The sequence below is a fragment of the Streptomyces sp. R302 genome (assembly GCF_012927245.1).
GTDB lineage: Bacteria > Actinomycetota > Actinomycetes > Streptomycetales > Streptomycetaceae > Streptomyces.
In genome coordinates, this window is the sequence record NZ_JABBGE010000001.1 from 571,086 (window position 1) to 587,414 (window position 16,329).

The 16,329-nt window shown below is 71.0% G+C and carries 16 protein-coding genes and 2 pseudogenes; 6 read left to right on the top strand and 12 right to left on the bottom strand.

Annotated elements, in window-relative coordinates:
- Positions 1-161: 161 nt before the first annotated feature.
- Positions 162-722 carry a Tat pathway signal protein gene (locus HHL19_RS02540; protein ID WP_169085068.1) on the top strand — a complete coding sequence of 187 codons (561 nt, stop codon included), beginning with the start codon at positions 162-164 and terminating at the stop codon, positions 720-722.
- On the opposite strand, the pseudogene HHL19_RS36730 reads toward HHL19_RS02540, so the two are convergent.
- The 8 genes and pseudogenes from HHL19_RS36730 to HHL19_RS02580 form a co-directional block, all read right to left on the bottom strand.
- A pseudogene (locus HHL19_RS36730) lies at positions 664-1,306 on the bottom strand (peptidoglycan-binding protein); the annotation flags it as partial. The gene HHL19_RS02540 and the pseudogene HHL19_RS36730 sit on opposite strands and share 59 nt — an antisense overlap.
- A 150-nt stretch (positions 1,307-1,456) precedes the next feature.
- Positions 1,457-2,278, bottom strand: a complete 822-nt coding sequence (locus tag HHL19_RS02550; protein ID WP_169085070.1) for a slipin family protein — start codon at positions 2,276-2,278, stop codon at positions 1,457-1,459.
- Entirely contained in the window at positions 2,275-3,543 is a 1,269-nt protein-coding gene (locus HHL19_RS02555; RefSeq protein ID WP_169085072.1) for a nodulation protein NfeD, read from the bottom strand. The genes HHL19_RS02550 and HHL19_RS02555 overlap by 4 nt, the downstream gene beginning before the upstream one ends.
- Positions 3,544-3,958: 415 nt before the next feature.
- Positions 3,959-5,143 (bottom strand): SGNH/GDSL hydrolase family protein, encoded by a 1,185-nt coding sequence (locus HHL19_RS02560; RefSeq protein WP_240981380.1) that lies wholly within the window; start codon positions 5,141-5,143, stop codon positions 3,959-3,961.
- A gap of 229 nt (positions 5,144-5,372) precedes the next feature.
- The gene (locus tag HHL19_RS02565) at positions 5,373-5,828 is read right to left on the bottom strand and encodes a PRC-barrel domain-containing protein (protein ID WP_169085076.1); all 456 of its coding nucleotides are present in this window, start codon (positions 5,826-5,828) and stop codon (positions 5,373-5,375) included.
- The gene (locus HHL19_RS02570) at positions 5,815-6,387 is read right to left on the bottom strand and encodes a PRC-barrel domain-containing protein (RefSeq protein ID WP_169085078.1); all 573 of its coding nucleotides are present in this window, start codon (positions 6,385-6,387) and stop codon (positions 5,815-5,817) included. Before HHL19_RS02570 ends, HHL19_RS02565 begins: the two co-directional genes overlap by 14 nt.
- Complete coding sequence (locus HHL19_RS02575; protein WP_169085080.1) at positions 6,384-6,527, bottom strand: hypothetical protein; 144 nt, start codon at positions 6,525-6,527, stop codon at positions 6,384-6,386. The genes HHL19_RS02570 and HHL19_RS02575 overlap by 4 nt, the downstream gene beginning before the upstream one ends.
- Positions 6,528-6,970: 443 nt before the next feature.
- Positions 6,971-7,285 (bottom strand): DUF3040 domain-containing protein, encoded by a 315-nt coding sequence (locus tag HHL19_RS02580; protein WP_169085082.1) that lies wholly within the window; start codon positions 7,283-7,285, stop codon positions 6,971-6,973.
- A 78-nt stretch (positions 7,286-7,363) separates the two neighbouring features.
- Here HHL19_RS02580 and HHL19_RS38400 point away from each other — a divergent pair.
- Together HHL19_RS38400 and HHL19_RS02590 are read left to right on the top strand one after the other, a co-directional pair.
- Positions 7,364-7,684, top strand: a pseudogene (locus tag HHL19_RS38400) (Na+/H+ antiporter NhaA); the annotation flags it as partial.
- A gap of 430 nt (positions 7,685-8,114) precedes the next feature.
- Positions 8,115-8,999 (top strand): universal stress protein, encoded by an 885-nt coding sequence (locus tag HHL19_RS02590; protein ID WP_169085084.1) that lies wholly within the window; start codon positions 8,115-8,117, stop codon positions 8,997-8,999.
- A 30-nt stretch (positions 9,000-9,029) separates the two neighbouring features.
- Here the strand turns inward: HHL19_RS02590 and HHL19_RS02595 are convergent, their stop codons facing one another.
- Positions 9,030-10,061: a TerC family protein gene (locus tag HHL19_RS02595; protein WP_169085086.1), complete on the bottom strand. Its 1,032-nt coding sequence runs from the start codon at positions 10,059-10,061 to the stop codon at positions 9,030-9,032.
- Positions 10,062-10,353: 292 nt separating this feature from the next.
- Between HHL19_RS02595 and HHL19_RS02600 the strand changes: the two genes are divergently transcribed.
- Both HHL19_RS02600 and HHL19_RS38405 read left to right on the top strand, forming a co-directional pair.
- Positions 10,354-11,454, top strand: a complete 1,101-nt coding sequence (locus tag HHL19_RS02600) for a site-2 protease family protein (protein WP_169085088.1) — start codon at positions 10,354-10,356, stop codon at positions 11,452-11,454.
- 88 nt (positions 11,455-11,542) lie between these two features.
- Positions 11,543-12,880: a hemolysin family protein gene (locus HHL19_RS38405; protein ID WP_169085090.1), complete on the top strand. Its 1,338-nt coding sequence runs from the start codon at positions 11,543-11,545 to the stop codon at positions 12,878-12,880.
- Between the two features lie 74 nt (positions 12,881-12,954).
- Here HHL19_RS38405 and HHL19_RS02610 read toward each other — a convergent pair whose 3' ends face one another.
- Positions 12,955-14,454 carry a serine/threonine-protein kinase gene (locus HHL19_RS02610; protein WP_169085092.1) on the bottom strand — a complete coding sequence of 500 codons (1,500 nt, stop codon included), beginning with the start codon at positions 14,452-14,454 and terminating at the stop codon, positions 12,955-12,957.
- Positions 14,451-14,726, bottom strand: coding sequence for a hypothetical protein (locus tag HHL19_RS02615; RefSeq protein ID WP_169085094.1), 276 nt, complete (start codon positions 14,724-14,726; stop codon positions 14,451-14,453). Before HHL19_RS02615 ends, HHL19_RS02610 begins: the two co-directional genes overlap by 4 nt.
- A gap of 617 nt (positions 14,727-15,343) precedes the next feature.
- Between HHL19_RS02615 and HHL19_RS02620 the strand changes: the two genes are divergently transcribed.
- Positions 15,344-15,811, top strand: a complete 468-nt coding sequence (locus HHL19_RS02620; protein WP_169085096.1) for a hypothetical protein — start codon at positions 15,344-15,346, stop codon at positions 15,809-15,811.
- A 113-nt stretch (positions 15,812-15,924) separates the two neighbouring features.
- Here HHL19_RS02620 and HHL19_RS02625 read toward each other — a convergent pair.
- The coding region (locus HHL19_RS02625) for an FG-GAP-like repeat-containing protein (protein WP_206324482.1) at positions 15,925-16,329 on the bottom strand (405 nt) is incomplete at its 5' end.

Below are 16,329 nucleotides of genomic sequence, written 5' to 3' on the forward strand. Positions count from 1 at the left end.
GTCCCCCGTTGGGTTCGTTCCGAGACCGGAAGGGCGCCACGACACCCCGCCGCCAGACCGTCACCCATGACGTGGGCATGGGGAACCTCGAAGGTTGCAGGGTCCCTCCGGCGTCGCTTCGGGGAATCCTTTGGGCGGTAAGCGCAACAGGAGGGGACCACATGAACGTGTGCGGGAAGCGTTTTCGGGCGGCCGCCGCCGTCGTAGGCGCCGCGCTGGCGGCCACGCTGGGGCTGGGGGCTTCGCCGGCCTCGGCGGCCACGTCCGACGGGTGGGTGCGGGGCTACGACACCTACGTCGGCGACTGGGGCGACGAGGGGACGGTGTCGATGTTGGTCAGTCAGTACAAGAATTCCAACGCCACATGCCTGTGGCAGAGGGTTCTGTGGGCCGAAGGTGCCGGCGGGGATCCCGAGCACCCGTTCTATGAAGGCTGGATCAACGGGAGCTTCGGGCCCGAGACGTCCAGTGCCACCTTCAACCTGCAGAGGCGCTGGGGCCTGACGGCGGACAGCTATGTCGGTCCCAAGACCTTCGGCAGGGCGGACGACAACCTCGTCAAGACGGGCGGCAGCACCGGCCGGGGAGAGACGCTCTATCTGGAGTATCGAGGTCGCAGCCACACCTTCCCCGTGCGCCGCAACACCGAAGGAAAGTACCTCTTCAAGGACGCCGACGGCACCTGGCGGCAGGCGGGATACAACTACCGCACCTGCAGTTAGCCGTCGGCGCAAGGCGTCGGACATCCTCCGCCGTGCGCAGCGCGTCCCATGTCGCCGGGCCGACCGTTCCGTCCGCGTCCAGGCCCGCCCGCTTCTGGAAGGTGAGGACGGCTCCGTGCGTCATGGGGCCGAAGTCGCCGTCCACCTCGCCGACTTCGGTGACGCCGTGCAGGTACCGCAGCAGGCACGGGAGTTCACGGACCTGGCTGCCGCCGTCGCCGCGCTTGATGGTGAAGTCCCAGGTGCTGTTCTCGCCCGCGGTGGCCGGGGGCTCGTCCCGGAGTGCGTGGGCCGCGGTCGTGGCGCTCAGCAGGGCCGCCGCCACGAGCGCGCCGACGAGTGCGGCGCAGCAGCTCCTGTGCAGTGGGGCGTTCGGCGTGAGTGGCGGCCAGGCAGTCCCGGACGATCTCCCGCCAGGCTTCCGGGAGTTCGGGGGAGAGCCGGAGCTCCTCGGCGCCGCGCGCGTAACGCGCCACCGCGTCGCAGCGGGCCTCCGTGGTGCTGCCCGGGAGCGGGAAGGTGCCGGTGAGGACGGTGTGCGCCAGGACGCCGAAGGCTCATACGTCCGCCGACGGGCGGAACTGCCGACACCTCATCAGCCAGGTGGATGGCTCGGCTCTCCGGCGGTCCGCGGTACGGGGCGCAGCGGAACCCGCTGTGCCACTTCGGCGCCGGACGCGGGGTGTCCGCCCCGGTGGGCGGTCCAGGGCGGCCGGGGCGGGTGCCGCCGTTCGTCACGGGCGCTCCTGCGACTTCTGCAGGCCGTTCCGGCGGGGCGCCCCCGCGGACTCGCCGTTCGCGGCGGGGGCGAGTGCCTCGGCGAGCCGGAGGAACTCCAGCGGGAACGGGAAGAACACCGTGGTGCTGCGGTCGCCGGACATCTCCGCCATGGTGGACAGGACGCGGAGCTGGAGGGAGGCGGGGTGCTCCTCCAGGCGTCCGGCGGCGGCGCTGAGGGTTTCGGCGGCCTCGTACTCGCCCTTGGCGTGGATGACCTTGGCGCGCCGGTCGCGTTCGGACTCGGCCTGGCGGGCCATGGCGCGGCGCATGCCTTCGGGGAGTTCGACGTCCTTGACCTCGACGAGGGTGACCTTCACGCCCCAGGGGTTGGTGAGATCGTCGATGATCTGCTGGAGGCGCTGATTGATCTCGTCGCGGTTGATGAGGAGCTCGTCCAGGTCGACCTGGCCGAGGATGCTGCGCAGGGTGGTCTGGGCGACCTCGGAGGTGCCCTTGATGTGGTCCTCGATCGCGACCACCGACTTGTTGGGATCGGTGACGTTGAAGTACGTGACCGCGTTGACCCGGACGGTCACGTTGTCCTTGGTGATCACGTCTTGCGGCGGGATGTCCATGGTGACCGTCCGCAGTGACACGCGGAACATCCGGTCGACGACCGGGATGATGAGGAACAGGCCGGGCCCCTTCGCCCCGATGAGTCGGCCGAGACGGAAGATCACTCCGCGCTCGTACTCGGGCACGATCTTGATGGCTGCCATCGCCAGCAGAACGACGACGACCGCCGCGGCGATGAGTCCGATGGTTCCGGCGTTCATGACTCCTCCTCGGGGAGGGGCTCGACGATGAGGACCAGTCCGTCCTGGCTCGTGACCCGGACCCGCCCGCCTTCGGTGAGGGGCCGCCCGGAGGCGGACCGTACCGCCCACCACGCTCCGTCCAGGAAGACCTGCCCGGTGTCTCCGCCGGCATGGCGCACCTGTGTCTCGGCGTCCACCAGCGTCTGGATCCCGGTTGCGGCAGGTGCCCGGCGTGCCCGCCAGGCGAGCCTGCCGGCCAGCACGCTGCCGGCGCCGACGACCAGCGCCGTCGGCCACAGGACCAGCGGGTCCACGGCCAGCTCGCCGCGGAACAGCAGTACGCCGGCCATGACCAGGGCGGCTGTGCCACCGGCGGCGAACACGCCGATGCCCGGAGTGAACAGCTCCGCGAGGAACAGGACGGCCGCCAGCAGGAGCAGGAGCAGCCCACCGGCCTGGAACGGCAGGACGCTGAGCGCGACGAATCCGAGGACGAGGAGGATGACTCCGGCGGTGCCGGCCAGCCCCATGCCCGGCGTCGCGAACTCGTAGACCACCGCGAGCGTGCCCAGGGACAGGAACAGGAACGCCAGCTCCGGGCTGGCCAGGGTCTGGCGGAGCTCGCCGAAGAAGCCGAGCTCGTGGGGGACGGTCTCGGCACCGGCCGTTCGCAGGACGACGTGTCGGTCGCCGTCGAGGGTGACCGTGCGGCCGTCGATCGCGTCGAGCAAGGCCGCCCGGTCGGGTGCGACCACGTCCACCACTCCCAGACTCAGGGCTTCGCGGTCGGTGACCGAGGTGCCGTCGCGGACCATGCGCTCGGCGAAGGCGGTGTCGCGACCGCGCTGCTCCGCGATCGACACCGCGAACGCGGCGGCATCGTCGACCACCTTGTCACCGGCCTTCTCGCCCTCCGCGTTCACCGGAGTGCCGGCGCCGATGTGCGTTCCGGGGGCCATCGAGGCGACGTGCGCGGACAGGGTGAGGTACGCCCCCGCCGAGGCCGCGCGGGCGCCGGAGGGCGTCACGTACACGACGACGGGCACGTCGGCACCGAGGAAGTCCCGCACGATGTGGCGCGTGGACTCCAGGAGCCCGCCCGGAGTGTCCAGCTCCACCAGGAACGCGGCCCGGTCGTCGCGTTCCGCCTCCCGCAGTCCGTCGGCGAGGTGCTCGGCGATCACCGGTGTGATCGCCCCGTCCACCCGCGCCACGAGCACCGAAGGCCGCTCGGCCGCGGCGCCCGATCCCCACCCGGGCAGCAGGGCCGGCGCGGCCGTCATGACCAGGAGCGCCACCCGTGCGAGAAGCCCTCCGAAGAGTCCGCAGTGCACCGGTCTCCTCTCTTCGCCGGGCGTCTTCGCCGGGCGGCCCGAACCCGCGCGGCCGTCGGGTCACGTACTGTGCTCCGCCCCGTCGCACACCGGACACAGAGCGGTTCGGCCCGGCAGGCGTCCCGTGGTCCTGCCCAGGCCCGACTCGTGGTGCACCTCGCGAGGTGCGAATCTCACATGGTCCCCGCACAGCCCCGCGCCGCAGTCGCAGCACACCGCCACCGCGGCGACGGCCTTGTCGTTCCCCGCCCGGCACTCGAAGCACTCCATCAGTGCCTCCTCGCGGCTTCGCTCCGGCGTCCCGTCCGGCCTCCGCGTACGTCCGGCGCCTACCCGCGACGGTGAGGGCCATCCGCCCAGGGGCTCAGCGCGTGCCGGCCGGAGCGGGCGGCGATTCGAGCAGGGCGCGCTGCACGGCGAGGGCGATCGCCAGCTGTCCGGTTGCCGTGGGGTGGAGCGGGGCCTGCTCGGCGGGTCCCCTCACGTACGGGTGGCCGGTGCACAGGCCGTGGCCCGCGAAGTCGGGACGGGCCGTGGAGAAGCCGGCGGCTTCGGCGCCTTCCCGCAGTACGGCGTTCAGCTCCGCGAGGTACGAGCGGAGCACGCGCGCTTTGTCCGGGGTGATGCCTTCCTCGCTGAGGCAGTCCGCCTGCTCACCGAAGGGGTCGTAGTACTCGGTGACGACGACGCGCGGGGACCCGGGGAGGGCGGCGAGGTGGCGCAGCAGCTCTCGGTAGTCCAGGGAGAAGCGGGCGAGCTGTGCGTCGAAGAACGTGTCCGTGGCGCGGTCCCCGCACCGTGGCTGCGTGGTGCACAGCCGCGTGAGTGCGGCCCATCGGACGTCGTTGGCGCCGACACTGACGGTGACCGCCGATGCCTCGGGAGCTCGCCGCAGCTCGGACAGCTGCGGCGGGACCGTCACTCCGCCGACGGTACGGGCGCCAAGGAGGCCGTCCCTGATCGTCGCTCCCGCGCAGGCGAGGCTGAGCACGCGGCGGCCGTGCAGGCGCTCCAGGTACTCGGAGAACGCGTCCGCGCTGCGTCGGCACGCGCGGTCCTGGGCCGTGGCGTCCGCCAGGGGCCCGTTCCCGGATCCGGCGGCCGTCGAGTCGCCGAGGACGACCAGGCGGACGTCCTGGGCGACGGGCCCCTCGGGCGGCGGCAGGCGGGCCGGGGGACCGCGGCCGACCAGGTTCTCCAGCGAGTCGACCGAGCGCAGCACCTTCGGGGTGTCGTTGGCGAGCACCAGGTATCCGGTCGTGCTGAGACCGCTCACCACGACCAGGCCGGCGCAGGCGAGCGTGACGGCCGATCGGACGGTCAGACGCCTGAGCACGGCCACGGCCACCAGGATCGCGAGAGCGATGCCGGCGGCGATGACCGTCTGCCACAGGGCGTACCGGAACCAGCCCTCCGCGAGCCGGCGTCCCACCTCGGCGACGGAGCCGTCCGGTTCCCGCGCGAGCTCGTCCAGCTCGCGCCCGAACCTGATCTCGGTCAGCGTCAGGCGGGGCCGCAGCGGACCGTGGAAGGTCACGGCGGTGGGCATGTCCTGGCCGAACAGCACGAGCGTCCCGGGCCCGGTCCAGTCGGCCCACGGTCCCGTGACCGAGAGCCGGACACTCTGCCCACCGACGGAGACCTGCTGCGGTGGCGTGAGACGTACCGCGAGCCACACGGAGAAGACCGATACCGCGACCAGACCGACGGCACGAGCCGCGAACGACCTCCACCCGGCGTGGCGCTCCCGCCTGCGGCCGGTTGCCGTCGGCGCGGTGTCAGCCCGCCGGATCCGCGTCGTCCACCGCATCGCCGGTGATCACAGCCGCGAAGTCGCCCACCCCGACCAGCCGTGCCCCGTCGAACGTGTCACCGGCTGTCAGCAGCGTGACCAGGCTCCCGTCCGCAGGATCGAACTCGACGTCACGGACCTCCCCGAGCCGGTCGCCCCGGTCCGTCATCAGGGACTTCCCCACCGCGTCGCCCGGAGGGGCCTCCGCGTCACCGCCGGAGACGCGCTCATCGGCGTCGGGTGCACGGCGGACCATCACCGCGTCCGGCCCGCAGGCCTGCACCGCGCCCCACGGCACGCTCATCAGATGGGCACCGGTGCGGATCCGGAGCGCCTGCACGCGGGCGGGCGCCGGACTCAGAAGGAGTCCGGTCACCTTCCCCAGCGTCTCGCCGGTGCTCACCAGTACTACCTGACGTCCGGCCAGGTCACTGCTCAGCATCGCCCTTCTCCTCCTCAGGCAAAGCCCCCGCGGCCTCCCGGAACTCCGCCAGATCAGCGGACCGGGAGCGCATGGCGGCGGCGGGCACCAGCACGTTGTCCGCCGAGACCACGACCGGGGCGGAGACCGGCACAAGGATGGTCCCCTTCTCACCGTGGCGGTCGAGCCGCACCTCGTACCCGACCAGCCTGGCCTCATCGGCCGTCACGTCGAGTACGACATCGGTGACCTTGCCGACATCCTCGCCTTCGTGCGTGAGTACGCGCCTTCCCAGCACGTTGGCGCCGCCCCCGGCGCCGGCCACCCTGTCGGCCCCCTCCCGCAGCGCGTTCCGATCGGCGACCATCACGGCGTCCCGGCCGAGGGCGTGGACGGCGCTCCAAGGAATCGCCTCCTTCAGCGGCCCGGACAGCAGCCCCCGTCCGCTGAGCGTGAAGGCCCGGATCCGACCGGTTTCGGGATCGACGACCACGTCCTTGACCTGGGCGATCGCATCACCGTGCAGCGTCAGGACCGGACGGCCCACCACATCACCGGCTCGGATGAGGAGGGCGTTCATGGCTCGTCACCGTCCCCGGGCAGGTGATGCTCGTCGGCGATCACCCCACCGCGTCGACGTCTTGCCTGGGTCACGAGTGTCGACACCCCGATCACGATCACGATCACGATGGCAATCACCAGCCACGCCCACCACTCCATGGCGCACCCCTTTCCACGTCAGCCTGCGGACGCCCCTACGTCGGAGGCCATGGTTCGTGCTGCGGGAACCCGCGACAGCGACGACCGCCGCCGACCGCGCCGGTGGCGCGGGATCGCCCCGCTCCGCAGGCGCCAGGAACTTCGCGTACGCCACGAGCCGCACGGCGGCGGACAGCAGCCCGCCGACCAGCCAGGCGATCAGGTGCCGTCGCCGCGCGGCCAGGCGCGGATCAAGTCTCGCGCCGAGGCGGTCGAGGCGCCCGCACCGTACAGGCGCGTCCCGGCGGAGACCGGCCTCCATGACCGCCACTGTCCGGTCGTCTCCGTGTGAACTCACGACACCTCCCCAGCCGGAGCAAGCCATCCATCCGTCGGGTACGGGGCGACTACCCCTTCCTGCCGCGGTGACACGGTGGGCTCGATGTCGCGGAGACCACCCCCGGTCACGGCGTCAGGTAGGGGGCGGCGGCGGCCACCGCGAGCGCCGCTGGGCGTACGCCGGGCTCCTCGTCCCCCGGGGAGGGCGAGTCGGTCAGGAGGCCGGTGATCAGCAGTGCCAGGAGTGCGATGGCGCCGAGCACGAAGGCCATCACCACGCGTCGGTCACGGCGCCCCGTCGGCTTGCTCGCGCGCGTGGCCGACTGCTCGGGAAACTGCTGGTTGAGCGTGTCCATCGTGGCGGCGAGCGCGGGATCGTCCCGGGTGAGGGCACGCTCGATCGCGGCCAGGTCGCTCCGGTCGTCCGAAGGGTGGCTCATGGTGACCCTCCACTGCTGCGGCGGGCTGCCTGTAGGGATTGTGCCCGCCGCAGCCCGTCGGCATGTAGGCCACCCAGGATCAGCTCGCCGAACCCCTTCAGCGGGTCGGGGCCCGAGCGTCAGGCGGTCGCCGAGGCCCTGCGCACGGAGACTGTCGGCGGCGTCATCCTGCTCGTCGCCGTGGTCGCCGCGCCCGTAGGGGCCGGCAGTCCGTGGAGCGCGGCCTACGAGTCCCTGCGGGACGTCCACTTCGGCATTCCCGCCCCCGGACCGGACCTCTCCATCGTGCGTCGGACCGCTGACGGTCTCCTCGCGGTCTTCTTCCTTGTCGCGGGCATCGAGTTGAAGCGCGAACTCGTGACCGGTGCACTACGCACCCCGGCCACCGCGGCGCTGCCGGCCGCGTCCACGCGACCGTCGCCGGAGTCGTCATGGGCTTGATCCTGCGCACCCCTTGTCGGCCGGAATCGCCGTCCCCCCCACCCCGGAACCCCTCGGTGTCTTCGCAGGCCTGGTCGTCGGCAGGATCCCGCATCGGCTTCACCGTCGCTCTCCTCATCGGCGAACTCGCTTCCCCGAGCGCGGCCGCACTCGCGGCCGTGCTTCCGCGTCGGCGCGACCGGGTCTACAGGCGCCTGTACGAAGCGGAGGAACACGACGCGAGCGCCGACCGGAGGACGGCCCTGGCTGATCGGGCAGGGGGCGGCGCGCGAGCACGGTCCGTACGCTGCCGGCGCCGCGGCGGCACGGGTTCGCCGAGCCGGGTGGCGACTCGACGCGGTGCGGATGAAGCTGGGAGAACCGGGGGCATCCGCAGCGTGGAGGTGTCGTGGCAGGTCTGATCGTCGTCGGAGCAGATGGATCGCCGTCGAGTCTTGCCGCGGTGGAGGAGGCTGCCCAGGAGGCCCGGTGGCGCGGGGCGGGACTGCGGGTCGTGTACGCGTACGTCTGGCCGGCCATGCACCCGCCGGTGGACTCGTCGCTGCTCGGGCCGGAGGGAGGGCTTCGCGCAGGAGTCGAAGAACTGGTGGCCGAGTCGGTGGCACGAGCCAGGGCGACCGCGCCTGACGTGGAGGTCACCCATGCCGTGGTGACCGGCCAGCCGCTGACGGTGCTGGAGAAGGAGTCGCGCGGCGCGGACCTCGTGGTCGTCGGGTCGCGCGGCAGGGGTGGGTTCGTCGGACTGCTGGTGGGCTCCACGGCGGTTCACCTCGCGGCACACGGCAGCTGTCCGGTGCTGGTCGTACGGGAAGGCGGTGTCGAGTCCGGGCCCGTCCTGCTGGGCGTCGACGGCTCGCCCGCCGGCGAGCAGGCGGTGGACTTCGCCTTCTCCGAGGCGGCTCTGCGCGAGGCGCCTCTGGTGGCGCTGCACGCCTGGACCACTTGGAACGCGCCGCTGCCCCCACCGCAGGACGCCTCCGAGCCGAACGCCAACCCTCCCGGTGCGCTCGCCGCGGCGGAGCAGCGCCTCCTGTCCGAGGCGCTGGCCGGCCACCGCGACCGGTATCCGGGCGTGGAGGTGGAACTCCGGTCGGTGCGCGGCCGTACACGGGAGACCCTGATCGAGGCGAGCCGGTCCGCCCAGTTGGTGGTGGCCGGTGCGCGAGGGCGTGGCGGTTTCACGGGGCTGCTGCTGGGCTCGGTCAGCCAGGCACTGCTGCATCACGCGCACTGCCCGGTGGCGGTGGTGCGGGGCGTCGGTACGGACGACTGACGGTGCGGGCGCCGCGCGATGACGGGCGGCTCAGCTGCCGGCGGGCGGGTCGTGCGGCCTCCGGTCGCGCGAGGGCCCGGATGAACCGGAGCGACCTGCTTCTCCGGCTTCCGAGCCGTGGGCACGATCGGAGGCACCCGGCCGTAGCAGGCTGAGGAGGATCGACGCGGTGAGGATGAGCGTGATGAGGGTGAGGCTCACGTAGACGGGGATCTCGGGAATCGCCGGTGTGATCATTTCATGGGACGCCTGGAGGACGAGCTTGACGCCGATGAACGAGAGGATGATCGCCAGACCGACGTCGAGATAGCGGAATCGGCCCAGGAGGTCGGCCAGCAGGAAATACAGCGCTCGCAGTCCCAGGATGGCGAACGCGTTGCTGGTGTACACGATGAAGGCGTCGTCGCTGACGGCGAGGACGGCCGGGACACTGTCCACGGCGAAGACGAGGTCGGCCGCCTCGATCGCCGTGATCACGACCAGGAGTGGGGTGGCTGCGCGTCGGCCTCCCTCCTTGACGAAGAATTTCGTGCCCACGTAATCGTCGCGGACCGGGACCGCCTTCTTGAGGGCGCGTACGGCTGCGTTCCTGCCCGGATCGAACGTCTCCTTCTCCTGGAGAAGTTTGTAGGTGCTGTAGAACAGGACCGCGGCGAAGACGAAGAGGACGGCTGTGAAACGGCTGACCACGGCGATGCCCAGGAAGAGGAAGACGCCTCGGAAGACGAGCGCGCCGACGACGCCGAGGAACAGCACGCGGTGCTGATAGGCGCGGGGGACCTTGAAGTAGCCGAAGATCACGGCGAAGACGAAGAGGTTGTCCACCGCCAGGCCCTTCTCCAGCAGCCACGCGGTCGTGTACTCGGTTCCCGCCGTCGGGCCGAGGACCAGGAAGACCACACCCCCGAAGCCCAGAGCCAGACCGATCCACAGTCCGCTCCAGGCCGCGGCCTCCTTGAACCCGATGACGTGCTCACCGCGATGGGCCACCAGGTCGACGGCGAGTGACACCACCACCGTGGCCGCGAACGCCAGCCAGAGCCAGATCGGTACCTCCAGCATGCGGCAGCCTCACCTTCGACCGTCGGCCCGTAGGCCGGTCGGCTCACTCACGGGGCTCCGCGCCTCGGCGGGAGTTCCCGAGACCGACGGCCTGCCGAATCGCGTCCCGGGAACTGCCCTGGACCGGCCCGGATACCAGGCGATTGCCCGAGACGACGGCCGATTAACGAACGGGACACCCCGGAACGGACGGACGGGCCGCATGCTTCGGGGTCGTCGTGGAGATCCGCAGGGCAGAGGGGTGGAGGTGACTGCCGTGAGGCCGACGTTCTCCCTCGGGAGGTTGGCGGGCGTGCGCGTCGGGGTGCACTGGAGCGCCCTGCTCATCGTCGTGGTGATCGGCACGGGACTGGCAGCCCGGCTGTCCGTCGCCCATCCGGATCTGCACGGCTGGCAGTACGGCATCACGGCGGTTGTCGCCGCAGTGGTCCTTCTGCTGTGCCTGCTGGCTCATGAGCTCAGCCACGCCGTCGTGGCCCGCCGAAACGGTGTCGTGGTGAAGGACATCACCCTGTGGCTCCTGGGTGGCATGGCGCGGCTGCGGGGCGAGGTGCCCTCTCCCGGCGCGGAGGCGCGCATCGCGGGTGTGGGGCCGCTGGTCAGCCTGCTGCTGGGGGTACTGTTCGGTCTCCTCGCCGGCCTCTTCGGGGGTTTGTACGGTGCGGGGCTGCCGGTCGAGGCGCTCGCGTGGCTGGCCGGCGTCAATCTCCTCCTGGCCGTCTTCAACGCCCTGCCCGCGGCTCCGCTCGACGGCGGACGGCTGCTGAGAGCGGCGGTGTGGCGCTGGACCGGCAACCGGCTCTGCGCGACGGCCGTGGCGACGGGCGCGGGCCGGGCGCTCGGCTGGGCGCTGGTCGTCCTGGGTGCCTACCTGACGATCCGCGGGGTGGCGCTCAGCGGCCTGTGGCTCGTGGTGATCGGCTGGTTCCTCGTCGCCGTCGCGACCGCTGAGGTGGAACAGGCGAAGCTGGAGGAACTGCTGGAGGGGGTCACGGTCGGAGACGTGATGGGGCGGGCCCCACTGACCGTTCCCGCCTCGATCACCGTCGCGGAGTTCCTCACGGAGCCGGACTTCCGCTTCCACCACGCAGCTTTTCCCGTCGTCGACTCCGACCACCGTCCCGTGGGTCTGGTGACCGTGAACGCCGCCGCGCGCGTGCCGGAAGGCCGCCGCGACACTCCGGTGGCCTCGGTGATGGTTCCGATCGAGGAGGTCCCCACGCCGAGCCCCGAGGATCCGCTGGTGGGCCTGGTGCACGACCTGGAGGAGAGCCCTGCCCATCGCGCCGTGGTCGTGGCGGACGACACGGTCGTCGGCGTGGTCACCCGCTCCGACATCAGCCGGGTGACAGCATGGCTTGCCTCCTCGGCATGGCGAAAACGGGCCTTCTGAGCAGCGTCAGGACTGAGGACCGGCCAGTGCCGTCACCGGCGGAGACGGCCGCGCCGACCCCAGCGCGGCAGGAGCGGAGGGCAAGGCCGTGAACGGACACTGGTGGGACCTCGTGCTCATCGCCGCCCTCATCCTGCTCAACGCCCTCTTCGCGGGCACGGAGATCGCCCTGATCTCCCTGCGCGAGAGCCAGCTGCGTCGGTTGCGACGACGGAAGGGGCGTACAGCCGCCCGCCTGGTCCGGCTGGCAGCCGACCCCAACCGGTACCTCGCCACGATCCAGATCGGCATCACCCTGGCGGGCTTCCTCGCCTCCGCCACCGCGGCGGTCTCGCTCGCCAAGCCTCTGGTGCCCTTGCTGGACTTCGCCGGCCGGGCCGCCGAGCCCCTCGCCGTGGCCCTGCTGACCACAGTCCTCACCTTCGTCACCCTCGTCGTCGGAGAGCTGGCTCCCAAGCGACTGGCCATGCAGTTCCCACTGCGCTGGTCCTTGATCGCCGCTTCGCCCCTGGACATCCTGGCGACGGCCTTCCGACCCGTCCTGTGGGCCCTCGGTCACGCGACGAACCTGGTCGTCGGCATCCTGGGAGGTGACCCGAAGGCAGCCAAGGAGCCGCCCACCCCCGAGGAACTGCGCGACATGGTCGTCAGCCACCGGGGCCTCACCCCGCAGCAGCGCACCATCATCTCCAGCGCTCTGGAGCTCCACGAACGCACGCTCCGCGCGGCGCTCGTTCCCCGCCGGGCGGTGTTCACCCTCCCCGCGGAGGTTCCGGCCGCGCAGGCCCGTACGCAGCTCGCGCATTCGGGCCACTCCAGGGCTCCCGTCCTCGCGACCGCCGGGTACGAGGAGGTCGTCGGCGTGGTCCACCTCAAGGACCTCACCACGAGCGATGGGGCGACGGCGGTGGGTGCGCTGGCCCGCCCGGCCACCGTCTTCACCGAATACATGAAGATCACCGAGGCGCTGCGCCGCTTTCAGGCCGACAGACAGCAGTTCGCCCTGGTCGCCGACGAGCACGGATCGGTCGAGGGCATCGTCACCCTGGAGGACCTGCTGGAAGAGATCGTCGGAGAGATCTACGACGAGACGGACCAGGACATCCAGGCCGTGACGCCTCAGCCGGACGGTTCGTGGCTGGTGCCCGGCTCCTTCCCCGTCCATGACCTTCCGGACCTCGGAATCGATCCCGCCGACCTGACGGAATCCGGCCCGTACACCACCGTCGCCGGCCTCGTTCTGCACGAGCTCGGGCGTCTTCCCGCCCCTGGCACGGGTATCACGGTCGGCCGGTGGACCATCGATGTCACGGCCGTCGATCGCGACGCCATCGGCGAAGTACGGATCACCCGGGCCGACACCGGCCCCGACACCGGCCCCGGCACCGCTCCTGCCGACGCCGAGCCGCCGGACGAAGCGCCTTGACCTGGGCCTTGGGCCGAATCAAGGAAAGTTGCCGGGCAGACGCGCCAGGGCCTCGGCGGTCTCCGGCGCGCGCGTCACCAGGGAATGAAGAAGTCCTTGAGTGCCGTGAAGGAGGAGCAGCTCTTGATCAGCCGGTGCGAGCGGGGGGCGTAGGTTCCCGCCAGGTTGCCCATGCTGTTCTCGGGGCTGCAGCCGGTACGTTGCGCCAGTCGGCGTCTGTCGGCGTCGGCGGGCTGGTAGTCGGCGCCCCGGAAGTAGGCCACGGCGCTGCGGTCACCGCCGATGTTGTTGAAGATCGACCGTACGGGGTTGTTGTCGGCCCAGGAGCAGATGTCCTCGCCGGCCAGCCAGTCGGGGTCGTCTCCGCGCCAGACGCACAGGTCACCGGTGCCGTTGTGACCGCTGAAGAAGCAGAGGGCGTCCTCCGGGCAGCGGTGGTAGCCGTAGACGACCTTCCCGTCGGGCCCGGTGGGGAAGGCCTTGTCGCGGGGCAGGGCCGCGTAGACGGGCGTGCCGTCGTGGCGCGTGACGTGGCGATGAGCGCTGAAGGCTGTCGCAGTGGTGAGGAGGAGGGTGACGGCGAGCAGTGCCGTGGCGGCCGGGTGCCGTCGGACAAGGCCGGGGCGCAGGCGTGGCAGGCGGGCGGATCGGGCGGTGCCTGCGGCCTCCTCCACTTCGCGGAGCAGCGCCTTCGCGGTGCCCCGCCGGCTCTGGGCGCGGGCCAGACACGTTGTGATGATCTTTCGCCAGAGCGGCGGCAGTTCAGGGGCCAGCCTCAGTTCCTCCGTACCCCGGGCGTAGCGTTCCGCGGCCTCGCTGCGTGCCTGGGGAGTCGTACCGGGCAGCGGGTGGCAGCCGGTGAGCACCTGGTGGGCCAGGACGCCGAAGGCCCAGATGTCGGCGGTCGGCCGGATCAGCGCGCCCCGTTCGGTGAGCTCGGGCCACAGCAGTTCGGGCGGGGTGTAGTCGGGCGTGGCGAAGGCGGGGGAGTAGGCGTGTGTCCCTTCCATCTCGGCGGCCATGTTGAAGTCGGCCAGCCTGACCGACCCGTCGTCCATCAGCAGCACGTTCGCGGGCTTCAGATCGCCGTGCACCCAGCCGGCGTGGTGGAGCTGGTGCAGCCCTTCGCAGATCTGGGCGAGGAGGGCCGGGCCGGCGGCGGGGACGGCGGTCCGCTCCAGGAGTGTGGCCAGGGACGTCCCGGCCCGTTCGAGGACGAGGACGGTCGCGCCGTCCAGCTCGGGATGATCCACGTCGTCAATGGTCAGCGTGTCGAACATGCGGATCAGACGAGGGGTGCGGAGTCGCTTGAGCACGTCGACCTCGCGCTCGGCCAGTTCGCGCAGGTGGCGCAGCTGGCGCGGGGTGCGGGTGCCGGTGGGCAGGATCTTCAGCGCCACCTGGCGCGGAACGTCGGTCTTCCCCGGCGTGCCGGGTGCGGCTCCAGAGGTCCTGCGGGCCGCGTAGACCGTGGCGAAGGCCCCGGACGCCAGCCTTTCACGGACCTGCCACGGGCCGATGCGGTAACCCTTGGGGATGGCGACCGGATCCGTGCTGTCGGACTGCCCGGTCATCGGGACGCCCTTGCGGGGGCCCCTGCGAGGACCACGAGGTCGTCCTCGCGGACCAGGTCGAACCTGCCGTTGGTTCTGCGTCCGGCCTCCGTCTCGTGAGGGGCGGGCCGCAGCCCGGGCAGCACGACGCGGGAGAACTCGAACGGGACCGGAGCCTCGACGCGGCCGTCCGCGTCGCCCGACCGTCCGAACCGCAGACGTTCGCCCGGCGCGAGCCGGAACCGTTCGTCCTGTGCTGTGCCCGGTGGTGGCACGACGACGATGCTGTGCATGAGCCGCTCCCCCTGCCCTGATCCGACCCTCGGTTGATCGATCAGTCGAAGAGTAGTGACATCGCCGAGCGGGTTCGAACCTGTGTGCATGCGGCGTGCGGAGGAGGTGGGGGCATCCGGGAACGGACAGAGCTCCGGAACCGCCCGCTGGGCGGTCCCGGAGCTCTGTCCGGTGGTCCTGGATCAGGCCCTGGCGCATCCATCCCGTTGGAGACGGGTGTGCGCTGAACCCGGACGTCGACGTGGAAGGTGTCCCCGTCATTGGCCGTGTCGTAGATCCACAGCTTCTCGCCGTACGGGTGGAACTCGACCTTCCCGACAAGCTTTCCGTCGTGGTACATGAGGCTGCGCAGCCCGGCGCCGCCGACGTCCTTCAGGGAGTACGTGCCATCCGGGCCGTGCCGGTCGAAGCGATCAGAGCCAGCCCGGCCCCGGCGGCCAAGGCCGAGAAGAGTCTGCGGAGTTTCATGAGGGCACCCTTGCTCAGTGGGGGAGACGGGGGAACCTGAAACGTTGCAGGTAGCGGTGGGCTGTCCTCGGTACGAGGCTGCTGCCCCTGAACCTTGAGACCCCTTCGCGCTCCGCCGGGAGCCGCACGAAAGGAAACACCCCTCGCCATGCGCAAGCGCAGCATCGTAGGCACTGCTCTGGCTGCCGCCACCCTCGCCCTTGGCCTCACGTCCTCCGCTCAGGCGGGCAGCAGCACCGTCTGGGGCTGCAAGCCCGGGAACGTGTGCGTGTACTACTACACGTCCATCCCCAGTGCGGAAACCCCCCGCTACCAGACCGGCTCCGGGTTCAACCAGACCATGCGGATCCAGCGGCTCCTCAACAACGGCCGCACCCACCACATCACCTACAGCGGCTCCTACGGCGGCGGCCACAGCTTCCGAGGATGCCTGCCCTACAACACCTCCAGCGGCTCCCCCACTTCCGCGTCGTACATCAACCTGACCGGCCACCTCGGCCAGGACGTGTGGATCAAGGAAGCCTGGTTCGGGTCCGGTAGCTGCGGCCTGCCCAAGCTCCAGGTCCACCGCGTATGGCAGGACACGGACCCCTACTGGGTCACCCTCGTCAGGTAGGTCACCCTGGCAAGCGAGACCCCTGTGCCGTCGAGTCGCGGCGTCGAAACGCCACTCTCGACGGCACAGGAGCCTTCAGGCGCTGGGCCGGCTGTCGCCCGGTGGATTCCGGATCAGGCGATGATGCGGCTGAAGTTGTTCCAGCCGTGTCCGATCTGGCGGTTGCTGCCGTACGGTACGCCGTTGTCGCGCAGGTAGTTGTTGGCGTACAGCCACATCGTGCCATCCGGCCTGAGTGCTACCAGGTCGGTGAATCCGTCGCCGGTCGCGTCGGCGGCGATGATGCGGTCGAAGTTGTTCCAGCCGTGTCCGATCTGACGGCCGCTGCCGTACGGTACGCCGTTGTCGCGCAGGTAGTTGTTGGAGTAGAGCCACATGGTGCCGTCGGGCTTGAGTGCTACCAGGTCGGTGAATCCGTCGCCGGTCGCGTCGGCGGCGATGATGCGGTCGAAGTTGTTCCAGCCGTGTCCGATCTGACGGCCGCTGCCGTACGGTACGCCGTTGTCGCGCAGGTAGTT

Coding starts and splice junctions, on each gene's coding strand:
- HHL19_RS02540 (WP_169085068.1), top strand. CDS start 162: ATGAACGTGTGCGGGAAGCGTTTTCGGGCGGCCGCCGCCGTCGTAGGC.
- HHL19_RS02550 (WP_169085070.1), bottom strand. CDS start 2,278: ATGAACGCCGGAACCATCGGACTCATCGCCGCGGCGGTCGTCGTCGTT.
- HHL19_RS02555 (WP_169085072.1), bottom strand. CDS start 3,543: ATGACGGCCGCGCCGGCCCTGCTGCCCGGGTGGGGATCGGGCGCCGCG.
- HHL19_RS02560 (WP_240981380.1), bottom strand. CDS start 5,143: ATGCCCACCGCCGTGACCTTCCACGGTCCGCTGCGGCCCCGCCTGACG.
- HHL19_RS02565 (WP_169085076.1), bottom strand. CDS start 5,828: ATGCTGAGCAGTGACCTGGCCGGACGTCAGGTAGTACTGGTGAGCACC.
- HHL19_RS02570 (WP_169085078.1), bottom strand. CDS start 6,387: ATGAACGCCCTCCTCATCCGAGCCGGTGATGTGGTGGGCCGTCCGGTC.
- HHL19_RS02575 (WP_169085080.1), bottom strand. CDS start 6,527: ATGGAGTGGTGGGCGTGGCTGGTGATTGCCATCGTGATCGTGATCGTG.
- HHL19_RS02580 (WP_169085082.1), bottom strand. CDS start 7,285: ATGAGCCACCCTTCGGACGACCGGAGCGACCTGGCCGCGATCGAGCGT.
- HHL19_RS02595 (WP_169085086.1), bottom strand. CDS start 10,061: ATGCTGGAGGTACCGATCTGGCTCTGGCTGGCGTTCGCGGCCACGGTG.
- HHL19_RS02610 (WP_169085092.1), bottom strand. CDS start 14,454: ATGACCGGGCAGTCCGACAGCACGGATCCGGTCGCCATCCCCAAGGGT.
- HHL19_RS02615 (WP_169085094.1), bottom strand. CDS start 14,726: ATGCACAGCATCGTCGTCGTGCCACCACCGGGCACAGCACAGGACGAA.
- HHL19_RS02620 (WP_169085096.1), top strand. CDS start 15,344: ATGCGCAAGCGCAGCATCGTAGGCACTGCTCTGGCTGCCGCCACCCTC.